The sequence below is a fragment of the Pseudomonas sp. StFLB209 genome, from assembly GCF_000829415.1.
Taxonomy (GTDB): Bacteria; Pseudomonadota; Gammaproteobacteria; order Pseudomonadales; family Pseudomonadaceae; genus Aquipseudomonas.
Map to the genome: position 1 here is coordinate 431,596 of NZ_AP014637.1, position 19,913 is coordinate 451,508.

Here is a 19,913-nt window from a genome sequence, read left to right on the forward strand (position 1 = left end):
GCAGAGGTTTCAGACAATCCGACCAAACGGGCTTTCCAGTTAACAGGCCGTTTCAAACAGCTTGTGTTAGTTATGACGCTTGTTGCTGACCGGCTTGACGCTGGTGGAAGTCATTGCAGTGGTCTGGGCCTCACCGGAGGCTGGTGCCAACACCAGAGCGCGCTTGGCTTCGACGAAGGTTTTGCTCCAGTAGGTGTCGTCCAGGCTGTCGATCCGCACCCCACCGCTACGGCGGCTGCTGGAGTGGATGAACTGGTCGTCGCCCAGATAGATCGCAGCGTGGCTGATACGGCCGCGGCCGGCAGTGCTGAAGAACAGCAGGTCGCCTGGCTTGAGGTCATGACGCGAGACCTGCGGGGCGTCGATTTTCATCATGTCGCGGCTCGAACGCGGCAGGGTCATGCCGGCTTCTTCGCGGAACAGGTAGCTGATGAAACCGCTGCAATCGAAACCGGCAGTGGAGTTGCCGCCAAAGCGGTAACGGGTGCCGATCAGCGCCTTGCCGCGCTCCAGAATGCTGTCTGCCAGCAACGGCAGCTGGTAGGCGTTCTCGTCGGTGAACTCGGCCAGCTCTTCTTCCGCTTCCAGAGCTTGCTGGGCACGGATGTTGTGCGCCTGACGGGCACTGGATTGAGCGGTAACGGAATTCTGGTATTGAGCGAATTGCTCTGGCTGGGTCACCGATGACTGGGTGGAGCAGCCGAATAGAAAAGTAACTAAAGCGAGTGGCACGAGGGGTGCGAAGCGTAAAACTTGCATGGGCACGACCGTGGCGTCAAAAAATGAGGAGCCGCGACTATGCCCGCTATCCAACCGATTTGCAAATTCTATCGAATTAAATGTGACTTATGAGTTCCGGCATGACATGTGCCGCCCGGCCCTGCAGGAAAATATCCATCCCCGCACTGTGATCAGTGGCCTGAGGATTGATTTCCAGGGTAAAGCCGCCGGTAATCCGCGTGCGCAACACCGGCTCGTGAATATAGGGAAAGCTGGCGGTGGTGCCGATACTCAGCACCGCGTCGAAACCCAGCGCCATTTGCGCTTGCAGAGCGTCTATAGCGGGCTCAGGGAGCATTTCCTGGAACAGAACAACCGGCGGTCGCAAAATGCCATGACAATGGCTACACAGCGGCGGTAGCTCGGCTGACAGGTGCCCGGCCAGTTGCGGGTCTTCGGCGCCGCACGCCTGGCAAAACAGCGGAGTCATTTGCCCATGAATCTCGATCAGGCGCTCCGGCGGACTGCCCGCAGCCCGGTGATAGCCATCGACATTCTGGGTCAGCACCCAGCAATCAGGCTTGAGGCGCTGTAATTGCGCGATGGCGTAATGGGCGATGTTGGGCTCGCCAGCAAGGCAGGCCTTGCCCAGTTCAGCGATGTATTTCCAACACAGCGCCGGATCGCGGCGCAGCATCGGCCCGGACAGCGCCATTTCAATAGGCAAGCCATCATCGGTACGGCCGTTATACAGGCCGCCCAGACCACGATAGGTCGGCAACCCTGAATCGGCCGACAGACCGGCACCGGTGATGATCAGAATACGTTGGGCATGCCGCAAGGCGGCGGCGGCCTGGCGGATCAGTTGCTGATCGAGCGGCGCCGCTACCACCCAAGGGTTTCCTTGAGAAAAGGAATGGTCAGTTTGCGCTTTTCTTGCAGCGAGGCCTGATCGAGGCGTTCAAGCAGTTCGAACAACGCACTCATGCTGCGCGTGCCACGGGTCAGAATGAAATGCCCGACTTCGTCGGTGAGGTGCAGACCACGGCGCGAGGCACGCAGTTGCAAGGCGCGCAGCTTGTCTTCATCAGACAGGCCGCGCATCTGGAACACCAGCGCCATGGTCAGGCGTGACTTGAGGTCAGGCAGCTTGATCGACAGCTCGCGAGGTGACTTGGACGCGGCAATCAATAAACGCCGGCCACTGTCACGCAAACGATTGAACAGGTGAAACAGCGCCTCTTCCCAGTCAGCCTTGCCGGCGATGGCCTGCAAGTCATCCAGGCAAACCAGTTCGTACTGCTCAAGATGATCGAACAGCTCGACGCCCTGCTCGAGCAACTCGGTCAGCGGCAGGTAGACCGCCGGCTCGCCCAGTTGCTTGAAGCGCAGGCAGGCCGCCTGCAACAGATGAGAGCGCCCCACCCCGTCTTTGCCCCACAGATAGATGAGGCTTTCGGTCCATCCCGCATCGGCCTCGCACAACCGCTCGACATAGCCGAGGGCCGCCGCGTTGGCGCCGGGATAGTAATTGATGAAAGTGGCGTCATCGCGCAGACGCACACTCAGGGGCAGCTGAACCGGTTTCATGCTGACTGGGCGCTTCCTGGGAGCAAGCGATGACCTCTGAATAAAGTTAGCAAAGTCTATACCCGTGAGGCGGACCGCACAATGCGACAGACTTCAAGCAAAATCAAAGGCTTGCGTTTTTTCGCAGCGCCTGCTCCAGCGGTGTTTGCCAGCATCGGCCATCAAAGTTCCGGGTCACGACTGCCTGCATACATGTCCGACTCTTTGTACAGGGTATGCACATGGCGCAGCAACACCATGATCACCGCCGCCACCGGCAACGCCAACAGGATGCCAGTAAAGCCGAACAACTCACCGCCCGCCAGAATCGCGAAGATCACCGCCACCGGGTGCAGGCCGATACGGTCGCCCACCAGTAAAGGGGTGAGAACCATGCCTTCCAGCGCCTGACCGATCATGAACACCGCAACGATCCCGAGCATCGGATACAGGTCACCACCGAACTGGAACAAGCCGGCGATCAGTGCGGCGCCAATACCGATAACGAAGCCCATATAAGGCACGATCGCTGCCAGACCGGCAATCATGCCGATCAGCAACCCCAGTTCCAGGCCCACCAGCATCAGCCCGGCCGAATAGATCACGCCAAGGCCGACCATCACCAACAACTGGCCGCGAATGAAGGCGCCCAGCACTTCGTGACATTCACTGGCAAGGCCCATGATCTGGGTTTCACGCTGGCGCGGCAGCAGGCTGCGCAGTTTGGCCATCATCAGATCCCAGTCGCGCAGCAGATAGAAGCTCACCACCGGGATCAGCACCAGATTGGCCAGCCAGGCCATCAGCGCCAGGCTCGAAGCGGTGGCCTGGGAGAGCACCAGGCCAACGATATCGCCAGCCTGCCCCATATGCCCGGCCAGCGCAGTCTTGAGCTTGTCGAACCGCCAGAAGCCATCGGACAGGCCGAACTTGGCCTGCGCCCACGGCAAGGCGGTGTGTTGCAGCCAGTCGAGGATCTGCGGGGCCAGCTCATAAAGGCGGATCAACTGCTTGACCAGCATCGGCACCAGCACCAGCAGCAACGCCAGCATGATCAAGGTAAACAAACCGAACACCGCTGCTACGCCGAGGGTACGGGACAAGCCAAGACGCTCCAGGCGGTCGACCAGCGGGTCGCCCATATAGGCCAGCAGCAACGCGACCAGAAACGGCATCAGGATCGAATGCAGCGAGAATAGAAAGGCGATCAGCAGCGCCGCAGCGCCCAGCCAGTACCAGCGTTTTATGTCAGTCATTGATGTTCCTCATCAAACAACCGGTGCGCAGGAGCCACCGTTGGGTAGCGCCGCTCGCTCAGCGCAAATCAAAGGTGATCGTGGGAGCGAGCCTGCTCGCGAAGAGGCCAGTAAAGCCGGCACATTTGCCATGAACTTCAGGCAGTCTTCGCGATCAAGAATCTCCCGCAAAACCGTTACCAACGGAAATACAGTTTGCCGGCACTGACGGGCGCGCCAGCCTCAGCACCTGGCGTCGGGGCTGTAGCCGGGGCGCTGGCATCCACGGGCACAGCCTCACTGGCCGGGATTTCCTGCAGACGGGCCAGACCAAGCTGGTTACGCAGTTGCTCGGCACTGGTCCCGACCGCAAAGGTGCTGCGCTCGCCTTCGACCAGTACCAGCTTGCCGCCCATGGCTTCGAGCACCCGCATCAATTGCGCATAACGCTCAAGGTTCATGCCCTGAACCTCGAACTGCAGCGTACTGGCGGTCGCGCCGGGCTTGACCGCGAAGCGTGGCGCCAGGCGCTCGGTAACCGCCAGCAGCACGGCATCGGCCAGCGCCTCGACACTGTCGCCGCCGACATTGCCCTGCTCACGCTGCTCACCCAGCCACAGGCGCCACTGCGCCTGCCACTTGCCGCCCTCTTCACGGGCATGCACCGCCAGAATGGCGTCAGCGCCGTAACGCTCGGACGCTTGCTTGAGCTCGCCCGGATCACTGGCGGACAGATGCTGTGCGGTGCCGACACCCTGCTCGCTCAGATCGGCCAGCGGCAGCTGCATGGGCAGACCGCGATGCTGAGCGGCGCGGCGCAGCGGCGCGGCAGCCTCCTGCGCGTCGCCGACCAGATTCGAGCCTTCAGTGGAGTCGATCAGCCACCAGCCAAGAATGCTCGGGCGGTTGCTGCCCCAGATCGGCAGACCGGCCTGACGCAAGGCACGATCCGTGCTGGCCGGGTCAAAATCGACCAGCAGGGTCTGCGGCGGGCCAGGCTCATAGCCGTACTGGCTGATGATTTGTTGCGGGTCCTTGCGCACCTCGGCCAGCGCCGCCCCCTCGGCGGCCCTGGTGTTGCCGGTCAGGCGCACCACCATGGTCTGCACCGCCGCCTGGGTAGCCCGGTCACGCTCCTGGGGCGACTGACTGGTGACTGGTTCGCGGACTTGATAAAGGTCATTCACGGTCTGCGCCAAACCCGGCAGGCTCGCCAGACTCAGGCAGCCAAGAAGAAGGTAACTGGAAAAACGCATGGAAGGTTCCTGGTCTAGGAAGAACGCAGTCGCGGCACTTCGTGGTTGAGACAGCAGCGGGCGCTCAATCATTCACATTAACGTCGCGATTGTACAGCGCTGCCCTGCCCGTCGGCCCAAGGATGGCTCCAGAGCAGCAAGCCTGTTAAAATCGCGCGCCTTCACAGACCGACAATGGTATCGGCTCCGAAACAGCACTGTGCGATTGCGCAAGACTGGTCCGGACCCGGCCGCAACGGTCGATTGTCCTTCCGAATCCCCCCTAAAGGCCTGGATTTTCTATGAGCAAGCAACCTTCCCTGAGCTACAAAGACGCCGGTGTAGACATCGACGCCGGTGAAGCATTGGTCGAACGCATCAAAAGCGTCGCCAAGCGCACCGCACGTCCTGAAGTCATGGGCGGCCTGGGAGGTTTCGGCGCGCTTTGCGAAATCCCGGCCGGCTACAAGCAGCCAGTGCTGGTTTCAGGCACCGACGGCGTCGGCACCAAACTGCGCCTGGCGCTGAACCTGAACAAGCACGACAGCATTGGCCAGGATCTGGTCGCCATGTGCGTCAACGACCTGGTGGTGTGCGGTGCCGAGCCGCTGTTTTTCCTCGACTACTACGCCACCGGCAAACTGAACGTTGACGTCGCGGCGACCGTGGTCACCGGCATCGGCGCCGGTTGCGAACTGGCAGGCTGCTCGCTGGTCGGTGGCGAAACCGCTGAAATGCCTGGCATGTACGAAGGCGAAGACTACGACCTGGCCGGCTTCTGCGTCGGTGTGGTCGAAAAAGCCGAGATCATCGACGGCTCCAAAGTGGTGACCGGTGACGCACTGATCGCCCTGCCGTCTTCCGGCCCGCACTCCAACGGCTACTCGCTGATCCGCAAGATCATCGAAGTCAGCGGTGCCGACATCGAAACCACCCAGTTGGGCGGCAAGCCGCTGACCGAACTGCTGATGGCGCCAACGCGCATCTACGTCAAACCGCTGCTCAAGCTGATCAAGGACACCGGTGCGGTCAAGGCCATGGCCCACATCACCGGCGGTGGTCTGCTCGACAACATCCCGCGGGTCCTGCCAAAAGGCGCCCAGGCGATCATCGACGTCGCCAGCTGGCAACGCCCGGCCGTCTTCGACTGGCTGCAAGAGCAGGGCAACGTTGACGAGCACGAAATGCACCGCGTCCTGAACTGCGGCGTGGGCATGGTCATCTGTGTTGCGCAAGATCAGGTCGAGAAGACCTTGAGCGTGCTGCGTGATGCCGGTGAACAGCCATGGGTGATCGGTCAGATCGCGGCGGCTGCCGAAGGTGCTGCCCAGGTCGAGCTGAACAACCTCAAGGCGCATTGATGCCAGCATCGACACAAGCTCCCTGCAATGTCGTGGTGTTGCTGTCGGGTACCGGCAGCAACCTGCAGGCGATGATCGACAGTTTCAGCGCCCCGGACAGCCCGGCGCGCATCCGCGCCGTGATTTCCAACCGCGCCGATGCATTCGGCCTGCAACGTGCCAAGGACGCGGGCATTGACGCCTGTGTCCTGGACCACAAGCAGTTCGACGGACGCGAGGCGTTCGACGCGGCGCTGGTCGAGCTGATTGACGGCTTCAATCCTGACCTGGTGGTGCTGGCCGGCTTCATGCGCATTCTCAGCGCAGGTTTCGTCAATCACTACCACGGCCGCCTGCTGAACATTCATCCATCGCTGCTGCCGCGCTACAAGGGTTTGCATACCCATCAGCGGGCGCTGGATGCCGGTGATCGCGAGCATGGTTGCAGCGTGCACTTCGTCACCGAGGAACTCGATGGCGGACCACTGGTCGTACAGTCAGTGATTTCGGTAGAGTCGCACGATTCATCCACGACTCTGGCGCAACGCGTTCACATCCAGGAACACCGGATTTACCCGCTGGCCATTCGCTGGTTCGCTGAGCGGCGTCTGCATCTTGACCAACAAGGCGCCAGCCTCGATGGTCAACTGCTCCCGGCCAGCGGCCACCTGATTCGAAACTAGGAGACATCATGCGTCGCGCACTGCTCTTCGCTTTCGCCCTGCTCGCCCTGCCTGCCACCCAGGCGGCCGATCTGCAGCCATTCTCCGCCAGCTACACGGCCGACTGGAAACAGTTGCCCATGAGCGGCACAGCCGAACGCAGTCTGGAAGCCGGCCAGAACGGCACCTGGAACCTCAACTTCAAGGCGTCGATGGTCATTGCCAGCCTGACCGAGTCCAGCACGCTGAAGGTCGACAAGGATGTGTTGATGCCACAGACCTACACGTTCGAGCGTAGCGGTCTGGGCAAGTCCAAGAAGGTTGACCTGGCTTTCGACTGGTCGAGCAAGTTCGTCACAGGCAGCGACCGCGGCGACGCGATCAAGCTGCCGATCAATCGTGGTGTGCTGGACAAGTCCACGTACCAGCTGGCCCTGCAACATGACGTGGCGGCCGGCAAGAAGAGCATGAGCTATCAGGTGGTCGATGGTGACGAGCTCGACACCTACGACTTCCGTGTGCTGGGTTCGGAGACCGTGTCGACCAAGGCTGGCCAGATCGATGCGATCAAGGTCGAGCGGGTACGCGACCCGACGCAGAGCAAGCGCATCACGGTGCTGTGGTTCGCCAAGGACTGGGATTATCTGCTGGTACGCTTGCAGCAGGTCGAGACCGATGGCAAGGAGTACAACATCATGCTCCAGGACGGCACGGTGAACGGCAAGTCGGTTAAAGGCCGCTAAGACGTACGTTACAAAGAGCCTCTGGTACGCAGGTATCAGGGGCTTTTTTGTGGGCGGCCACTTTACCCCTTGAAACATGAAGAAACATTCATACTGGCGCGAGGGCTTGTATTTCAAGGGCTTCAGCTATTTCGCGGGTTTCATGGTCGATAAAGGGTATTTACTTAGCAGGCTAACAAAAACTATAAAAAAGACCTGCGACATATCGCCGCAGTTATCAGATCCGGGAGATCACACCATGACCGTAACAGTGACTGAACGCGACGAAGCCCACCTCTCTCATGAGGCGATTGGCCACGGAATTCATATCTGGGATGTGCGCCAGCAGGATCAGCTGGTGGGGATGTTCCACGATGAGGCTGATGCGCAGCGTTACAAGCAGGAACTTGAGGCGCTGGAAGAGCAGACACAGCACAATTGCGCCGTCGTGCAGCAGACACAGCCCTTTGTAGGAGCAGCTTTAGCTGCGAAGCTTTGAGCTTTCGCGGTTAAAGCCGCTCTCTCATCAAACAAGACCACAACCCGTTGATTTGCAAGGAATACACCGTAGGAGCGGCCGGGCGGCGATCCGCTTCAGCCGCGAAGGCTTCCCGGCTGAAGCCAGTCCTACGGGGTTCCGTGTTTGCTGCGCGACAGCGCGGTGCCGTGGCGACGGCCGCTCCTACCGGGGCGTGGCGGTACTTACCACATCAAATCATCAGGGATCTGGTACGCAGCGTACGGATCATCGGCATCCGGCTCTTCGGTCGGGGCGTTGAGCAGTACGATGCGGCGTGGGTCGCGCTCCTGGATTTTCAGGGCTGCTTCACGGGGGATGATTTCGTAGCCGCCGCCGTGGTGGACGATACCCAGCGAGCCGCTGCTGAGTTTGTTGCGCACCAGGGTGTTGACCGAGATGCGCTTGACCTTTTTGTCGTCGACGAAGTTGTAGTAGTCCTCGCTGGTGAGCTTGGGCAAGCGGGACACTTCGATCAGTTGCTTGATCTGCGCCGTACGGGCCTTGGCCTCGGCTTTTTCCTGTTGCTGACGATTCAACTCCTGGTCGCGCTTGGCTTTTTCGGCCTGGGCCTCCTGGGCGGCGCGCTTTTGTGAGTCGTCAGCTTCGATCTGGCCCTTATGAACCAGACGCTGTTCTTTCTGTTTGGCTTTGCTGACCTGCTTGGCCTGTTTTTCGTTGACCAGGCCGGCCTTGAGCAATTGGTCGCGTAGGGAGAGGCTCATTCTTTACTCGCTTTATCCGGTTCAACCGCAATGGGTTGTGTTCTTTTCCTGACGTTTGGCTTCGCCCCACAAGGCATCGAGTTCTTCCAGGCTGCAGCCCTCAAGGGCGCGCCCCTGATCGTGCAAGACCGCTTCGATGAAGCGAAAACGCCTGTCAAACTTGCCATTGGCCGAGCGTAGCGCAGTTTCCGGGTCGACTTTAAGATGCCGGGCCAGATTGACCACCGAAAACAGCAGGTCCCCGATTTCATCGGCCACTTCTGCGGCATCACCATCGGCCATGGCTTCCAGCACTTCGTCGAGCTCTTCACGCACCTTATCGACCACCGGCAAGGCGGCCGGCCAATCGAAGCCCACCTGGGCCGCACGCTTTTGCAACTTGCTGGCTCTGGACAGCGCCGGCAAGGCTTGCGGCACGTCGTCGAGCAACGACAACTGCTCGGGCGCGGCAGCCTGCTCGGCACGCTCCTGAGCCTTGATTTCGTCCCAGCGCCGATTGACTTCGCTTTCACTCAGACGCGGCGTCTCCAGCGGCGCATACAGCTCGCCGGTGGGAAATACATGCGGGTGACGGCGCAGCAGTTTACGGGTGATGCCATCGACCACCGCAGCAAACTCGAAGCGCTGCTCTTCTTTGGCCAGTTGAGCGTAGAACACCACCTGGAACAGCAAGTCACCCAATTCGCCTTGCATCTGCCTGTAGTCACCCCGCTCGATGGCGTCGGCGACCTCATAGGCCTCCTCCAGCGTGTGCGGCACGATACTGGCGTAAGTCTGCTTCAGATCCCAGGGGCAACCGTACTGCGGATCACGCAGCCGGGCCATGAGATTGAGCAGATCGTCGAGCGTGTACATAGAAGGCTCCCAAGGTCGCCCGTAGGAGCGGCTTCAGCCGCGAAGATGCGCTTTCGCGGCTGAAGCCGCTCCTACGGGCTGTCCATCACGACGTCTTGTTACGCCGGGTCTCGATGATGTTCGGCAACTGGGAAATACGCCCCAGCAACCGGCCCAGTGCATCGAGCCCCGGAATTTCGATGGTCAGCGACATCGTTGCAGTGTTGTCTTCCTTGTTCGAGCGGGTGTTGACCGCCAGCACGTTGATGCGCTCGTTGAGCAGCACCTGGGTGACGTCACGCAACAGCCCGGAACGGTCGTAGGCACGAATCAGGATGTCCACCGGGTAGGTGAGCACCGGCGCCGGCCCCCAACTGACCTGGATGATCCGCTCCGGCTCCTTGCCGCCCAGTTGCAACACCGAGGCGCAATCCTGCCGGTGAATGGTCACGCCACGCCCCTGAGTGATATAGCCGACAATCGCATCGCCCGGCACTGGCTGGCAGCAGCCGGCAATCTGGGTCAACAGGTTACCGACGCCCTGGATCTGGATATCGCCACGCTTGCCCGGCTTGTAACCGGTCGCCTTGCGCGGAATCAGCTCGACCTCGTCGACCCGCTCCGGCTCGACTTGCTGCTGCGCCAGGTTGACCAGCTGGGTCAGACGCAGGTCACCGGCACCCAGTGCCGCGAACATGTCTTCGCCGGTCTTGTAATTGGCCTTGTCGGCCAGCTTCTCGAAGTCGACCTGCTGCAACGCCATGCGCGCCAGTTCGCGCTCCAGCAAGGTGCGGCCAGCGGCGACGTTCTGGTCGCGAGCCTGCAGCTTGAACCAGTGGACGATCTTGGCCCGTGCCCGTGAGGTGGTGATGTAACCGAGGTTGGCATTGAGCCAGTCTCGGCTGGGGATGCCATTCTTGCTGGTGATGATCTCGACCTGCTCACCGGTCTGCAGGCTGTAGTTGAGCGGTACGATCCGCCCGTTGATCTTCGCACCGCGGCAGTTGTGGCCAATCTCGGTGTGCACCCGATAAGCGAAATCCAGCGGTGTCGCGCCCTTGGGCAGGTCGATGGCATGACCGTCCGGGGTGAACACATAGACCCGGTCCGGCTCGATATCGACCCGCAGCTGTTCGGCCAGCCCACCGATGTCACCCAGTTCTTCGTGCCACTCCAGCACCTGACGCAGCCAGGAGATCTTCTCTTCGTAGTGGTTGGAGCTGGATTTGACGTCGGTGCCCTTGTAGCGCCAGTGGGCACACACGCCCAGCTCGGCCTCTTCGTGCATGGCGTGGGTGCGGATCTGCACTTCCAGGACCTTGCCTTCCGGGCCGATCACGGCAGTGTGCAGCGAGCGGTAGCCGTTCTCCTTGGGGTTGGCGATATAGTCGTCAAACTCCTTGGGAATATGCCGCCACAGAGTGTGGACGATACCCAGCGCGGTGTAGCAGTCGCGCATTTCCGGAACCAGCACCCGCACGGCACGCACGTCGTAGATCTGGCTGAACGCCAGGCCTTTGCGCTGCATCTTGCGCCAGATCGAGTAGATGTGTTTCGCCCGGCCGCTGATATCGGCCTTGACCCCGGTGGCCTGCAGCTCGTTGTCGAGCTGGGTCATCACATCGCTGATGAAGCGCTCACGGTCCAGCCGCCGCTCATGCAGCAGCTTGGCGATCTGTTTGTACTGGTCAGGCTCCAGATAGCGGAACGAGAGGTCTTCGAGCTCCCACTTGATATGCCCGATACCCAGCCGATGGGCCAACGGGGCATAGATGTCGAAGACTTCCCGGGCAACGCGGTTGCGCTTTTCTTCGTCGGCATTTTTTACCGCACGAATCGCGCAGGTACGCTCGGCCAGCTTGATCAGCGCCACGCGCACGTCATCGACCATTGCCACCAGCATGCGGCGCAGGTTCTCGACCTGCGTCTGGCTGCCCAGCACCAGCGACTGGCGCGGGCTGAAGCTGGCACTGATCGCAGCCATGCGCTGAACGCCTTCGATCAGTTTGGCCACGGTGGCGCCGAAGCGTTCTTCGACCTGCGCGAGGGGAATCAGCCCCTCGCGTACGCCACGATAAATGACCGCCGCAATCAGCGAGTCCTGATCGAGCTTGAGGTCGGCGAGGATCTCGGCAATTTCAAGACCGGTCTGAAAACTGGAGGTGCCGTCGGCCCAGTCGTCTTTATGGGTGGGGTTGTTCTGCTCTTCTGCCAGCCTTGCGAATTCGCAGGCTTCTTTCATGGCCTGGCGATCCAGAATCAGATCGACACTGACAATATGGTCGAGCCATGCGTCGAGATTGATACTGCCGTCGGTGTTGACCGGCTGGTGTGCTCTCACCTGTACCATGCTGCTTACCTTCCCTACGGCGCGATGAATGGCGCCGAAAGTCGCCGGCCTTTTAAAGCGAATGCCACTTGCCGGGCCAGCAAGCAACAGCATTCACGGGCCAGTCTGAATTAAACGAGATTCCCTGTGGCACCGGTTCGATCCAATGAACCGGCGTCCACTCACTCATTCTTTCATTTCAAATAACGCCATCGCTTCGACATGCGCCGTTTGAGGAAACATGTCGAGAATTCCGGCTCGTTTCAAGCGGTAACCCTGTTTGATCAATTCTTGCGCGTCACGGGCCAGGGTGGCGGGGTTGCAGGACACATACAGCAACCGCCGGGCCCCCGACTTGCCGATCTGGCGCACCACTTCAAAGGCACCGTCGCGTGGTGGGTCCAAGAGTACCGCAGAAAATCCTTTTACAGACCAGCTTGCCTGCGTCAAAGGCTGAGAAAGATCAGCCTGGAAAAATTTCACGTTCTGCAGCCCGTTGTCGCGGGCATTGAGTGCGGCGCGATCGACCATCACCTGGACACCTTCGACCGCCACCACCTCGCGGGCTTGTGCAGCCAGCGGCAAGGCGAAATTGCCCAGGCCACAGAACAGGTCCATGACCCGCTCGCCCGGCTCGGGCGCCAGCCATTGCAGGGCCTGGTCGATCATCGCGGTGTTGACCGCCGCGTTGACCTGAATGAAATCTCCAGGCCGCCAGGCCAGTTGCATATCCCAGGGTTCGAGGCGATAGCCCAGGGTCTGCTGCGGGTCGAGCGGATACGGCTCGCCATCGCCGTGCAGCCAGAGCTGCACGCCCTGTTGATCACAGAATTCACCCAGTATGGCCAGATCGGTAGCAGCCAGCGGCGCGACATGCCGGACCAGCAGTGCCAGGGCCGTACCACTGAACAGCTCGACATGCCCCAATGCCTGGGGCTTGGCTAGCCGCCCCAGCAACTCAGGCAGGCTGGCCATCAGCGGCTGGAGTTCTTCGACCAGCACCGGGCAATGGCGCACATTGACGATGTCCTGGCTCGCCGCAGCGCGGAAGCCGACCTCCAGCTGGCGCGCCTTGTTGTCCCAGCGCACCGCGACCCGGGCCCGGCGCCGGTAGGCCAGCTCGCTGCCGACCAACGGCGGCGCCCACTGCTCCGGCGCAACCTGGGCCACCCGCTGCAGTTGCTCTGCGAGCATTTCCTGCTTGAATGCCAATTGCTGATCGTGGGGCATGTGCTGCACGCTGCAGCCGCCACAGCGACCGAAATACTCGCAAGCGGCAGCACGTCGTGTCTCGCTGGCCCGCACCACCCGCTCGGTACGGGCCTCGACCACCTTACCGCGGGCGTTGAGGACCCGCGTGTCGACTTCCTCACCGGCCAGACTGCCGGCCACAAACCAGGTCTTGCCGTCAGCGAAAGCAATGCCACGACCGTCGCTGGACAGTCGCTCAATGACCAGGCGCTGCTTCTTGCCGACCGGAATCTGCGCGCTTTTAACGCCACCGGCGGGCTGGAAACGCAGCCCTCGTTGCTGTTTGGCCATCAGTTGGGTGCGTCGTAAACGCCGGTCGACAGGTAACGGTCGCCACGGTCACAGATAATGGCGACGATCACGGCGTTTTCCAGCTCGCGGGACAGGCGCAACATCCCGGCCACTGCACCACCGGACGACACGCCGCAGAAGATGCCTTCTTCACGGGCCAGGCGACGCATGACGTCTTCGGCCTCAGCCTGCCCCATGTCGATGATCTGATCGACCCGGGAAGCCTGATAGATGCTAGGCAGGTACTCTTCGGGCCAGCGACGGATCCCCGGAATGGCTGCGCCTTCCATCGGCTGCAGGCCGACGATCTGCACGTTGGGGTTCTGCTCCTTGAGGTAGCGCGAGTTACCCATGATGGTGCCGGTGGTGCCCATCGAGCTGACAAAGTGGGTGATGGTGCCGCCGGTCTGCCGCCAGATTTCCGGGCCGGTGCCGGTGTAGTGCGCCTCGGGGTTGTCACCGTTGGCGAACTGGTCCAGCACCTTGCCACGACCTTCGGCCTGCATGCGCTCGGCCAGGTCGCGGGCACCTTCCATGCCCTCTTCCTTGCTGACCAGAATCAGCTCGGCGCCATAGGCCGTCATCGCGACCTTGCGCTCGGCACTGGAGTTGTCGGGCATGATCAGGATCATGCGGTACCCCTTGATGGCCGCCGCCATGGCCAGAGCAATGCCGGTGTTGCCGGAGGTGGCTTCGATCAGGGTATCGCCGGGCTGGATCTGCCCGCGCAACTCGGCGCGGGTGATCATCGACAGCGCCGGACGGTCTTTGACCGAACCTGCGGGGTTGTTACCTTCAAGTTTCAACAGGAGGGTATTGCTGGTGTCACCGCCGAGGCGCTGCAGGCGCACCAGCGGTGTGTTGCCGACGCAATCGGCAATGGTTTGATACTGCAGGGTCATGGCGTATTCGCAATCCAGTCTGCGGGGGCGCCTATCATACCGGCAAACGCCCAAAGCCCATATCACGCAAAGTGAGGCATTTATCACCAAAAAGAATAAGAGACTTGCCGGCACCCCTTGCCTGGCGGGCTGCGCTGCTGGCGTGCGGCTGCCCAGCCCGTTGCGCTCGCGCCGAGCCTGTCAATAATGCCAAGGCCGCTCCACAATGACCAACGGGCGGCTGATTGCCCCTGCCACCGGGGATGGTGACGCCGTGCGCCGCCGCAGGCAGTTAAGGATGTAATATGTCTGGCAGCCAATGGCTACACTGGTGTGTCACTGTTCAGGGGTGACAAATAAAGGACCTTCCGGGACACCTTCCGGGTTGCAGGAGAGCGTGTGTGCTGACCAAGCTGGGTATCAAGAGCCGGGTTCTGCTGTTGACCATTTTGCCCACCAGCCTGATGGCTGTGGTGCTGGGCGGCTATTTCACATGGATGCAGTTGTACGAGCTGCAAAGCCAGCTACTGGTGCGCGGCGAAATGATCACCCGCCAACTGGTACCGCTGGCCGCTACCGCGCTGGGGCATAAAGACAAAGCCATTCTCAGCCGCATCGCCACCCAGTCGCTGGAAGAAGACGACGTGCGCTCGGTGACGTTCCTGGATGCCGATCGTAATGCACTGGCGCATGCCGGCCCGAGCATGATCAATCCCGCGCCCACCGGTCAGGGCACCCAATTGCTCAATCGCACCGGCAGCGATGCCACCCGCTATCTATTGCCGGTGTTCGGCAACCAGCGGCATCTGACCAGCGCTGTCATCCCTGAAGAGGCCGACCGTCTGCTGGGCTGGGTCGAACTGGAGATTTCCCATAACGGCACGCTGTTGCGCGGCTATCGCAGCCTGTTCGCCAGCCTGCTGCTGATCCTCCTCGGGCTGGGCGTCACCGCCGCACTGGCGCTGCGCATGAGCCGCAGCATCAACCAGCCGCTGGGGCGCATCAAGCATGCGGTCAGCCTGCTCAAGGAAGGTCATCTGGAAACCCGCCTGCCGCCACTGGGCAGCCATGAGCTCGACGAACTGGCGTCGGGCATCAACCGCATGGCCTCGACGCTGCAAAATGCCCGCGAAGAACTGCAGCAGAGCATCGATCAGGCGACCGAAGACGTGCGCCTGAACCTCGAAACCATCGAGATTCAAAACATCGAACTGGACCTGGCGCGCAAAGAGGCGCTGGAGGCAAGCCGTATCAAGTCGGAGTTTCTGGCCAACATGAGCCATGAAATCCGTACGCCGCTCAATGGCATCGTCGGTTTTACACATCTATTGCAGAAAAGCGAACTGACGCCACGTCAGATCGACTACCTCAACACCATCGAAAAGTCCGCCGACAGCCTGTTGAGCATCATCAACGAGATTCTCGACTTCTCCAAGATCGAGGCCGGCAAGCTGGTCCTCGACACCATCGCCTTCAACCTGCGCGACCTGTTGCAAGACACCTTGACCATTCTCGCTCCGGCGGCGCATGCCAAGCAGCTGGAACTGGTCAGCCTGGTGTACCGCGACACGCCGGCGGCCCTGATCGGCGACCCGCTGCGCCTCAAACAGATTCTCACCAACCTGGTGAGCAACGCGATCAAGTTCACCCGCGAAGGCACCATTGTTGCCCGCGCCATGGTCGAAGAAGAGACCGAAGACAGCGCGCAACTGCGCATCAGCGTCCAGGACACCGGAGTCGGGCTGTCCAGCCAGGACCTGCGCGCGCTGTTCCAGGCCTTCAGCCAGGCCGACAATTCGCTGTCGCGCCAGCCAGGCGGCACCGGTCTGGGGCTGGTGATTTCAAAACGCCTGATCGAGCAGATGGGCGGCGAGATCGGGGTAGACAGCACCCCTGGCGTCGGCTCGGAGTTCTGGATCAGCCTGAAACTGCCCAAGGCCCGCGACGACTCCGAAGACCCGATGCCGCAACCGCTGCAAGGCGTGCGGGTGGCGGTTCTGGAACACCATGAGCTGGCGCGTCAGGCACTGGAGCATCAGCTAGAGGATTGCGGCCTGGAGCCACTGCTGTTCAAGAACCTGGAAAGCCTGATCAACGGTGTGACGGTCGCCCATGAAACGCCAGCGCGCATTGAGCTGGCAGTGATCGGCGTGACCAGCTACGAGATGCCTCCGGAACGTCTGCGCCAGTCAATCTGGGAGCTGGAAAACCTCGACTGCAAGGTGCTGGTGCTGTGCCCGACCACCGAGCAGTTGCTGTTCCAGCAGTCAGTCCCGGATGTATATACCCAGTTGCAGGCCAAGCCTGCCTGTGACCGCAAGCTGCGTCGCGGGCTGTCAGAGTTGATTGCCCCGCGCGCAATCCGTACTGAAAACAGTATTCAGTTGCCCAGCCGGGCACCCCGCATCCTCTGTGTGGACGATAACCCTGCCAACCTGTTACTGGTACAGACCCTGCTGGAAGACATGGGCGCCAAGGTGGTGGCGGTGGACAGTGGCTACGCCGCCGTCCAGGCCGTGCAGGAACAGAGCTTCGACCTGGTGCTGATGGACGTGCAGATGCCCGGCATGGATGGTCGCCAGGCCACCGAGACAATTCGTGACTGGGAAGAAGAGCGGCAGAACAGCCCGATGCCGATTGTGGCCCTCACCGCCCACGCCATGGCCAACGAGAAACGCTCGTTGCTGCAAAGCGGTATGGACGACTACCTGACCAAGCCGATCAGCGAGCGGCAACTGGCTCAGGTGGTGCTCAAGTGGACCGGTCTGGCGCTGCGTACGCCGGTGCCAGAGTCGCCACTGGACGCCGAGCAGAGTCATGTCGGGCCGCTGGTTCTGGACCCGGAAGAAGGCCTGCGCCTGGCGGCCGGCAAAGCTGACCTGGCCGCCGACATGCTGGCCATGTTGCTGGCCTCGCTGGACGCCGATCGCGAAGCGATTCGCACGGCCCGCAGCGCTGCGGATATCCAGGCGATGATCGAGCGCATCCACAGGCTGCATGGTGCGACCCGCTACTGCGGCGTGCCGCAGCTACGCGCCGCCTGCCAGCGGGCAGAGACCCTGCTCAAGCAAAATGCCCCGCAGGCCAGTGACGCCCTGGACGACCTCGACAAAGCCATTGCCCGCCTGGCGACCGAAGCGCGAGTCACCGCGTGAGCGCACGCGCTTAGCCTGATACCATAGCGGGCATTTTGGAGGACTCATGGCCGAACACGATTTTCGCTACAGCATGCTCAACCCGCAACACACCCTCACCGAGTGCCGCACTCTGGCACCCGGCCGCTACCAGGTCACCGGTAACGGCGGCTCGATTCAAGGCGACGACCAACTGCTGGTCACCCTTAAAGGCAGCAAGAGCCTGTACATGCGCCTGACAGTGGAAAAGGTCCGCCACCTGATCAACCCGCCCGGCCAGTGGGTCGCGGTGGCCAACGGCCCAGTGTTCGACGAACTGGCGATCCATGAGTGGGCGGTGCATTGCGACAGCTGCAACAGCGAGCTGAAGTTCGAGTTTTCGGTGGAAAGCAAACTGGGCACCAAGGCTCAGAAACCGGCGGCCGTTGCGCGCATCGCCGAACTGGGCTGGAAGACTGACGGCGACAAACACACCTGCCGTAAATGCCAGGCCCAGCCGGCATGAAACGCCGAGGGTTAGCAAGCCTGATCGGTGCCTTGCTGCTGACCGGCTGTGCCAGTGAGCCAGTGCTGATTCAGCAGGAGCAGAGTTACGTGCTGGAGTGGATCGGCGAGCGCCCGCTGGTTGATCGCAGCCGCATGACCATGACCCTGGGCGCTGACGGTCGGGCGTATGGCAACGCCGGTTGCAACCACTGGTTCGCCGCCTACACGCTGCAAGGCCAACTGATCAGCTTCGAGCGGATCGGCAAGACCCGCAAACTGTGCGTCGAAGCGCTGATGGAGCAGGAACAGCGCTTTCTCGAAACCTTGCCCAAAGTGCAGCGCTGGGATATCTCGCCGATCAACCAGTTGCGGTTGTGGCCGGCAGAGGGCAAACCGCTGCGGTTCTGGCAAGAATAACCGCGCAGCAGCGTCAGCCCTCGCCGCGCAGCGCCTTGAGTTTGGCGGTCAGGCCGGCGGCGGTCTGTTCGCCCAGCAACTGCTCACGCAGTTTGCCTTTGTCATCGATGATGTAGGTCACCGGCAGGGCTTCGGCAGGCGGGAATTCATAGCGCTCGGCCGGGTCCTGAGCCAGTACGGTGAACTTGATGCCCAATGCATCGGAAGCCTTTTTCAGCTCATCGCCTTGCAGGTTATCGAAGTTGACCCCCAATACGGTGACCTTCTGGTCCTTGAGCTGTTCGGCCAGGTGGTTCAGTTCCGGGATTTCGACCCGACACGGCCCGCACCATTCAGCCCAGTAATTGATCACCAGCCAGTGCTTGTCGATGCGCTCACTGGTCACTTTCTGACCATTCTGGTCAGTGCCCAGGTCCACACCACAACCACTGAGCAAGATACTGCCGAGCAGTGCCAACGTTGCCACTAATCGCCTTGCCATCGAAACTTTCCTTCTTTCGTCAAACCAAACTCATATGACACTTGATGCGTGCAATCGGCACTGTATATGTCGATCCAGCACACCGCGCAGTTAGAATACGCGCCACACTCTACAAGATGCGACCCGCAAATGACTGATCTGAAGCTTTATCACAACCCGCGCTGCTCAAAATCCCGCGCGGCGCTGGAGCTGCTGCAAGCCCGCGGCCTGACTCCTGAAGTAGTCCTTTATTTGCAAACCCCGCCCGATGCAGCGCAGTTGCGCGACCTGCTCGGCAAGCTGGGAATCGCCCCGCGCCAGCTGCTGCGCAGCGGTGAAGACGAATACAAGGAGCTGAACCTGGCCGACCCGGCGTTGAGCGATGAGCAGTTGATTGGCGCCATGGCCAGCCACCCGAAATTGATCGAACGACCGATTCTGGTCGCCGGTGATCGTGCGGCAATTGGTCGCCCCACCGAAAAGCTGCTGGAGTTGCTGCCGTGAGTGCACCTTACATTCTGGTGTTGTTCTACAGCCGTAATGGTTCGACCAGCGAGATGGCCCGGCAAATTGCCCGCGGTATCGAGATGGGCGGCCTGGAAGCCCGGCTGCGCACCGTACCGGCGGTGTCGGCCGACTGCGAAGCCAGCGCCCCGGATATCCCGGAAAGCGGCGCGCCTTATGCCACTCTGGACGATCTCAAACAGTGCGCAGGCCTGGCCCTCGGCAGCCCGACGCGCTTCGGCAACATGGCTGCGCCGCTCAAGTACTTTCTCGACGGCACCAGCAATCTGTGGCTGACCGGTGCGCTGGTCGGCAAACCCGCCAGTGTGTTTACCTCCACCGCCAGCCTGCACGGCGGCCAGGAAACCACTTTGATGTCGATGCTGCTGCCGCTGCTGCACCACGGCATGCTGATCACCGGCCTGCCCTACAGCGAGTCGGCGCTGCTGGAAACCGCCGGTGGCGGCACACCGTACGGCGCCAGCCATCACGCCGGCCCCGACGGCAAACGTCCGCTGGACAAACACGAGATCGAACTGTGCCGCGCCCTGGGCCAACGTCTGGCGCGGACCGCGTCGTTGCTGGGCGCGGCGTAGAAGGC

20 protein-coding genes are annotated in these 19,913 nt (G+C 61.4%); 9 read left to right on the forward strand and 11 right to left on the reverse strand.

Annotated elements, in window-relative coordinates; translation table 11 throughout:
* Positions 1–66: 66 nt before the first annotated feature.
* From PSCI_RS01955 to PSCI_RS01975, 5 genes are all read right to left on the reverse strand, one after another.
* Positions 67–759 (reverse strand): C40 family peptidase, encoded by a 693-nt coding sequence (locus PSCI_RS01955; protein ID WP_045482116.1) that lies wholly within the window; start codon positions 757–759, stop codon positions 67–69.
* A 76-nt stretch (positions 760–835) separates the two neighbouring features.
* Entirely contained in the window at positions 836–1,612 is a 777-nt protein-coding gene (locus PSCI_RS01960) for an NAD-dependent deacylase (RefSeq protein WP_045482119.1), read from the reverse strand.
* Positions 1,606–2,310, reverse strand: a complete 705-nt coding sequence (hda, locus tag PSCI_RS01965) for a DnaA regulatory inactivator Hda (protein WP_045482122.1) — start codon at positions 2,308–2,310, stop codon at positions 1,606–1,608. The genes PSCI_RS01960 and hda overlap by 7 nt, the downstream gene beginning before the upstream one ends.
* A gap of 161 nt (positions 2,311–2,471) precedes the next feature.
* Positions 2,472–3,545, reverse strand: coding sequence for an AI-2E family transporter (locus PSCI_RS01970; RefSeq protein ID WP_045482125.1), 1,074 nt, complete (start codon positions 3,543–3,545; stop codon positions 2,472–2,474).
* A 176-nt stretch (positions 3,546–3,721) separates the two neighbouring features.
* Positions 3,722–4,780 carry a DUF2066 domain-containing protein gene (locus tag PSCI_RS01975; RefSeq protein ID WP_045482128.1) on the reverse strand — a complete coding sequence of 353 codons (1,059 nt, stop codon included), beginning with the start codon at positions 4,778–4,780 and terminating at the stop codon, positions 3,722–3,724.
* A gap of 281 nt (positions 4,781–5,061) precedes the next feature.
* Between PSCI_RS01975 and purM the strand changes: the two genes are divergently transcribed.
* The 4 genes from purM to PSCI_RS29670 all read left to right on the forward strand — a co-directional run bounded on the left by purM (position 5,062) and on the right by PSCI_RS29670 (position 7,982).
* A complete protein-coding gene (purM, locus tag PSCI_RS01980) occupies positions 5,062–6,120 on the forward strand; it encodes a phosphoribosylformylglycinamidine cyclo-ligase (RefSeq protein ID WP_045482131.1) in 1,059 nt (352 codons plus the stop codon).
* A complete protein-coding gene (gene purN, locus PSCI_RS01985; RefSeq protein WP_045482134.1) occupies positions 6,120–6,782 on the forward strand; it encodes a phosphoribosylglycinamide formyltransferase in 663 nt (220 codons plus the stop codon). The genes purM and purN overlap by 1 nt, the downstream gene beginning before the upstream one ends.
* An 8-nt stretch (positions 6,783–6,790) precedes the next feature.
* Positions 6,791–7,504, forward strand: a complete 714-nt coding sequence (locus PSCI_RS01990; protein ID WP_045482137.1) for a DUF3108 domain-containing protein — start codon at positions 6,791–6,793, stop codon at positions 7,502–7,504.
* 76 nt (positions 7,505–7,580) lie between these two features.
* A complete protein-coding gene (locus PSCI_RS29670) occupies positions 7,581–7,982 on the forward strand; it encodes a hypothetical protein (RefSeq protein WP_231906638.1) in 402 nt (133 codons plus the stop codon).
* A gap of 203 nt (positions 7,983–8,185) precedes the next feature.
* On the opposite strand, the gene PSCI_RS02000 is transcribed toward PSCI_RS29670, so the two are convergent.
* From PSCI_RS02000 to cysM, 5 genes are all read right to left on the reverse strand, one after another.
* Entirely contained in the window at positions 8,186–8,725 is a 540-nt protein-coding gene (locus tag PSCI_RS02000; protein WP_045482139.1) for a DUF2058 domain-containing protein, read from the reverse strand.
* A 21-nt stretch (positions 8,726–8,746) separates the two neighbouring features.
* Complete coding sequence (gene mazG, locus PSCI_RS02005) at positions 8,747–9,580, reverse strand: nucleoside triphosphate pyrophosphohydrolase (protein ID WP_045482141.1); 834 nt, start codon at positions 9,578–9,580, stop codon at positions 8,747–8,749.
* A gap of 85 nt (positions 9,581–9,665) precedes the next feature.
* Complete coding sequence (gene relA, locus PSCI_RS02010; RefSeq protein ID WP_045482143.1) at positions 9,666–11,909, reverse strand: GTP diphosphokinase; 2,244 nt, start codon at positions 11,907–11,909, stop codon at positions 9,666–9,668.
* 165 nt (positions 11,910–12,074) lie between these two features.
* A complete protein-coding gene (gene rlmD, locus PSCI_RS02015; RefSeq protein WP_045482146.1) occupies positions 12,075–13,430 on the reverse strand; it encodes a 23S rRNA (uracil(1939)-C(5))-methyltransferase RlmD in 1,356 nt (451 codons plus the stop codon).
* Complete coding sequence (gene cysM, locus PSCI_RS02020) at positions 13,430–14,332, reverse strand: cysteine synthase CysM (protein WP_045482149.1); 903 nt, start codon at positions 14,330–14,332, stop codon at positions 13,430–13,432. The genes rlmD and cysM overlap by 1 nt, the downstream gene beginning before the upstream one ends.
* Before the next feature lie 380 nt (positions 14,333–14,712).
* Here cysM and PSCI_RS02025 point away from each other — a divergent pair, with 380 nt between their 5' ends.
* Genes PSCI_RS02025 through PSCI_RS02035 form a run of 3 tightly spaced genes read left to right on the forward strand, consistent with a single transcriptional unit; the run spans position 14,713 to position 18,348 of the window.
* Positions 14,713–17,466, forward strand: a complete 2,754-nt coding sequence (locus PSCI_RS02025; RefSeq protein ID WP_045482152.1) for a response regulator — start codon at positions 14,713–14,715, stop codon at positions 17,464–17,466.
* A 46-nt stretch (positions 17,467–17,512) separates the two neighbouring features.
* Positions 17,513–17,950, forward strand: coding sequence for a hypothetical protein (locus PSCI_RS02030; RefSeq protein ID WP_045482155.1), 438 nt, complete (start codon positions 17,513–17,515; stop codon positions 17,948–17,950).
* The gene (locus PSCI_RS02035) at positions 17,947–18,348 is read left to right on the forward strand and encodes an META domain-containing protein (protein WP_045493696.1); all 402 of its coding nucleotides are present in this window, start codon (positions 17,947–17,949) and stop codon (positions 18,346–18,348) included. The genes PSCI_RS02030 and PSCI_RS02035 overlap by 4 nt, the downstream gene beginning before the upstream one ends.
* Positions 18,349–18,361: 13 nt before the next feature.
* On the opposite strand, the gene PSCI_RS02040 is transcribed toward PSCI_RS02035, so the two are convergent.
* Positions 18,362–18,829, reverse strand: a complete 468-nt coding sequence (locus tag PSCI_RS02040; protein ID WP_045482158.1) for a TlpA family protein disulfide reductase — start codon at positions 18,827–18,829, stop codon at positions 18,362–18,364.
* 129 nt (positions 18,830–18,958) lie between these two features.
* On the opposite strand from PSCI_RS02040, the gene arsC reads away from it, so the two are divergent.
* On the forward strand, positions 18,959–19,312 hold the full coding sequence (gene arsC / locus PSCI_RS02045; protein ID WP_045482160.1) for an arsenate reductase (glutaredoxin): 354 nt from the start codon (positions 18,959–18,961) through the stop codon (positions 19,310–19,312).
* A complete protein-coding gene (gene wrbA, locus PSCI_RS02050; protein ID WP_045482162.1) occupies positions 19,309–19,908 on the forward strand; it encodes an NAD(P)H:quinone oxidoreductase in 600 nt (199 codons plus the stop codon). The genes arsC and wrbA overlap by 4 nt, the downstream gene beginning before the upstream one ends.
* The last annotated feature ends 5 nt before the right edge of the window (positions 19,909–19,913 follow it).

Bases quoted from the DNA above. Each gene is read 5' to 3' on its own strand.
- PSCI_RS01955 (WP_045482116.1), bottom strand. From the start codon at position 759: ATGCAAGTTTTACGCTTCGCACCCCTCGTGCCACTCGCTTTAGTTACT.
- hda (WP_045482122.1), bottom strand. From the start codon at position 2,310: ATGAAACCGGTTCAGCTGCCCCTGAGTGTGCGTCTGCGCGATGACGCC.
- PSCI_RS01970 (WP_045482125.1), bottom strand. From the start codon at position 3,545: ATGACTGACATAAAACGCTGGTACTGGCTGGGCGCTGCGGCGCTGCTG.
- PSCI_RS01975 (WP_045482128.1), bottom strand. From the start codon at position 4,780: ATGCGTTTTTCCAGTTACCTTCTTCTTGGCTGCCTGAGTCTGGCGAGC.
- purM (WP_045482131.1), top strand. From the start codon at position 5,062: ATGAGCAAGCAACCTTCCCTGAGCTACAAAGACGCCGGTGTAGACATC.
- purN (WP_045482134.1), top strand. From the start codon at position 6,120: ATGCCAGCATCGACACAAGCTCCCTGCAATGTCGTGGTGTTGCTGTCG.
- PSCI_RS01990 (WP_045482137.1), top strand. From the start codon at position 6,791: ATGCGTCGCGCACTGCTCTTCGCTTTCGCCCTGCTCGCCCTGCCTGCC.
- PSCI_RS29670 (WP_231906638.1), top strand. From the start codon at position 7,581: ATGAAGAAACATTCATACTGGCGCGAGGGCTTGTATTTCAAGGGCTTC.
- PSCI_RS02000 (WP_045482139.1), bottom strand. From the start codon at position 8,725: ATGAGCCTCTCCCTACGCGACCAATTGCTCAAGGCCGGCCTGGTCAAC.
- mazG (WP_045482141.1), bottom strand. From the start codon at position 9,580: ATGTACACGCTCGACGATCTGCTCAATCTCATGGCCCGGCTGCGTGAT.
- relA (WP_045482143.1), bottom strand. From the start codon at position 11,909: ATGGTACAGGTGAGAGCACACCAGCCGGTCAACACCGACGGCAGTATC.
- rlmD (WP_045482146.1), bottom strand. From the start codon at position 13,430: ATGGCCAAACAGCAACGAGGGCTGCGTTTCCAGCCCGCCGGTGGCGTT.
- cysM (WP_045482149.1), bottom strand. From the start codon at position 14,332: ATGACCCTGCAGTATCAAACCATTGCCGATTGCGTCGGCAACACACCG.
- PSCI_RS02030 (WP_045482155.1), top strand. From the start codon at position 17,513: ATGGCCGAACACGATTTTCGCTACAGCATGCTCAACCCGCAACACACC.
- PSCI_RS02035 (WP_045493696.1), top strand. From the start codon at position 17,947: ATGAAACGCCGAGGGTTAGCAAGCCTGATCGGTGCCTTGCTGCTGACC.
- PSCI_RS02040 (WP_045482158.1), bottom strand. From the start codon at position 18,829: ATGGCAAGGCGATTAGTGGCAACGTTGGCACTGCTCGGCAGTATCTTG.
- arsC (WP_045482160.1), top strand. From the start codon at position 18,959: ATGACTGATCTGAAGCTTTATCACAACCCGCGCTGCTCAAAATCCCGC.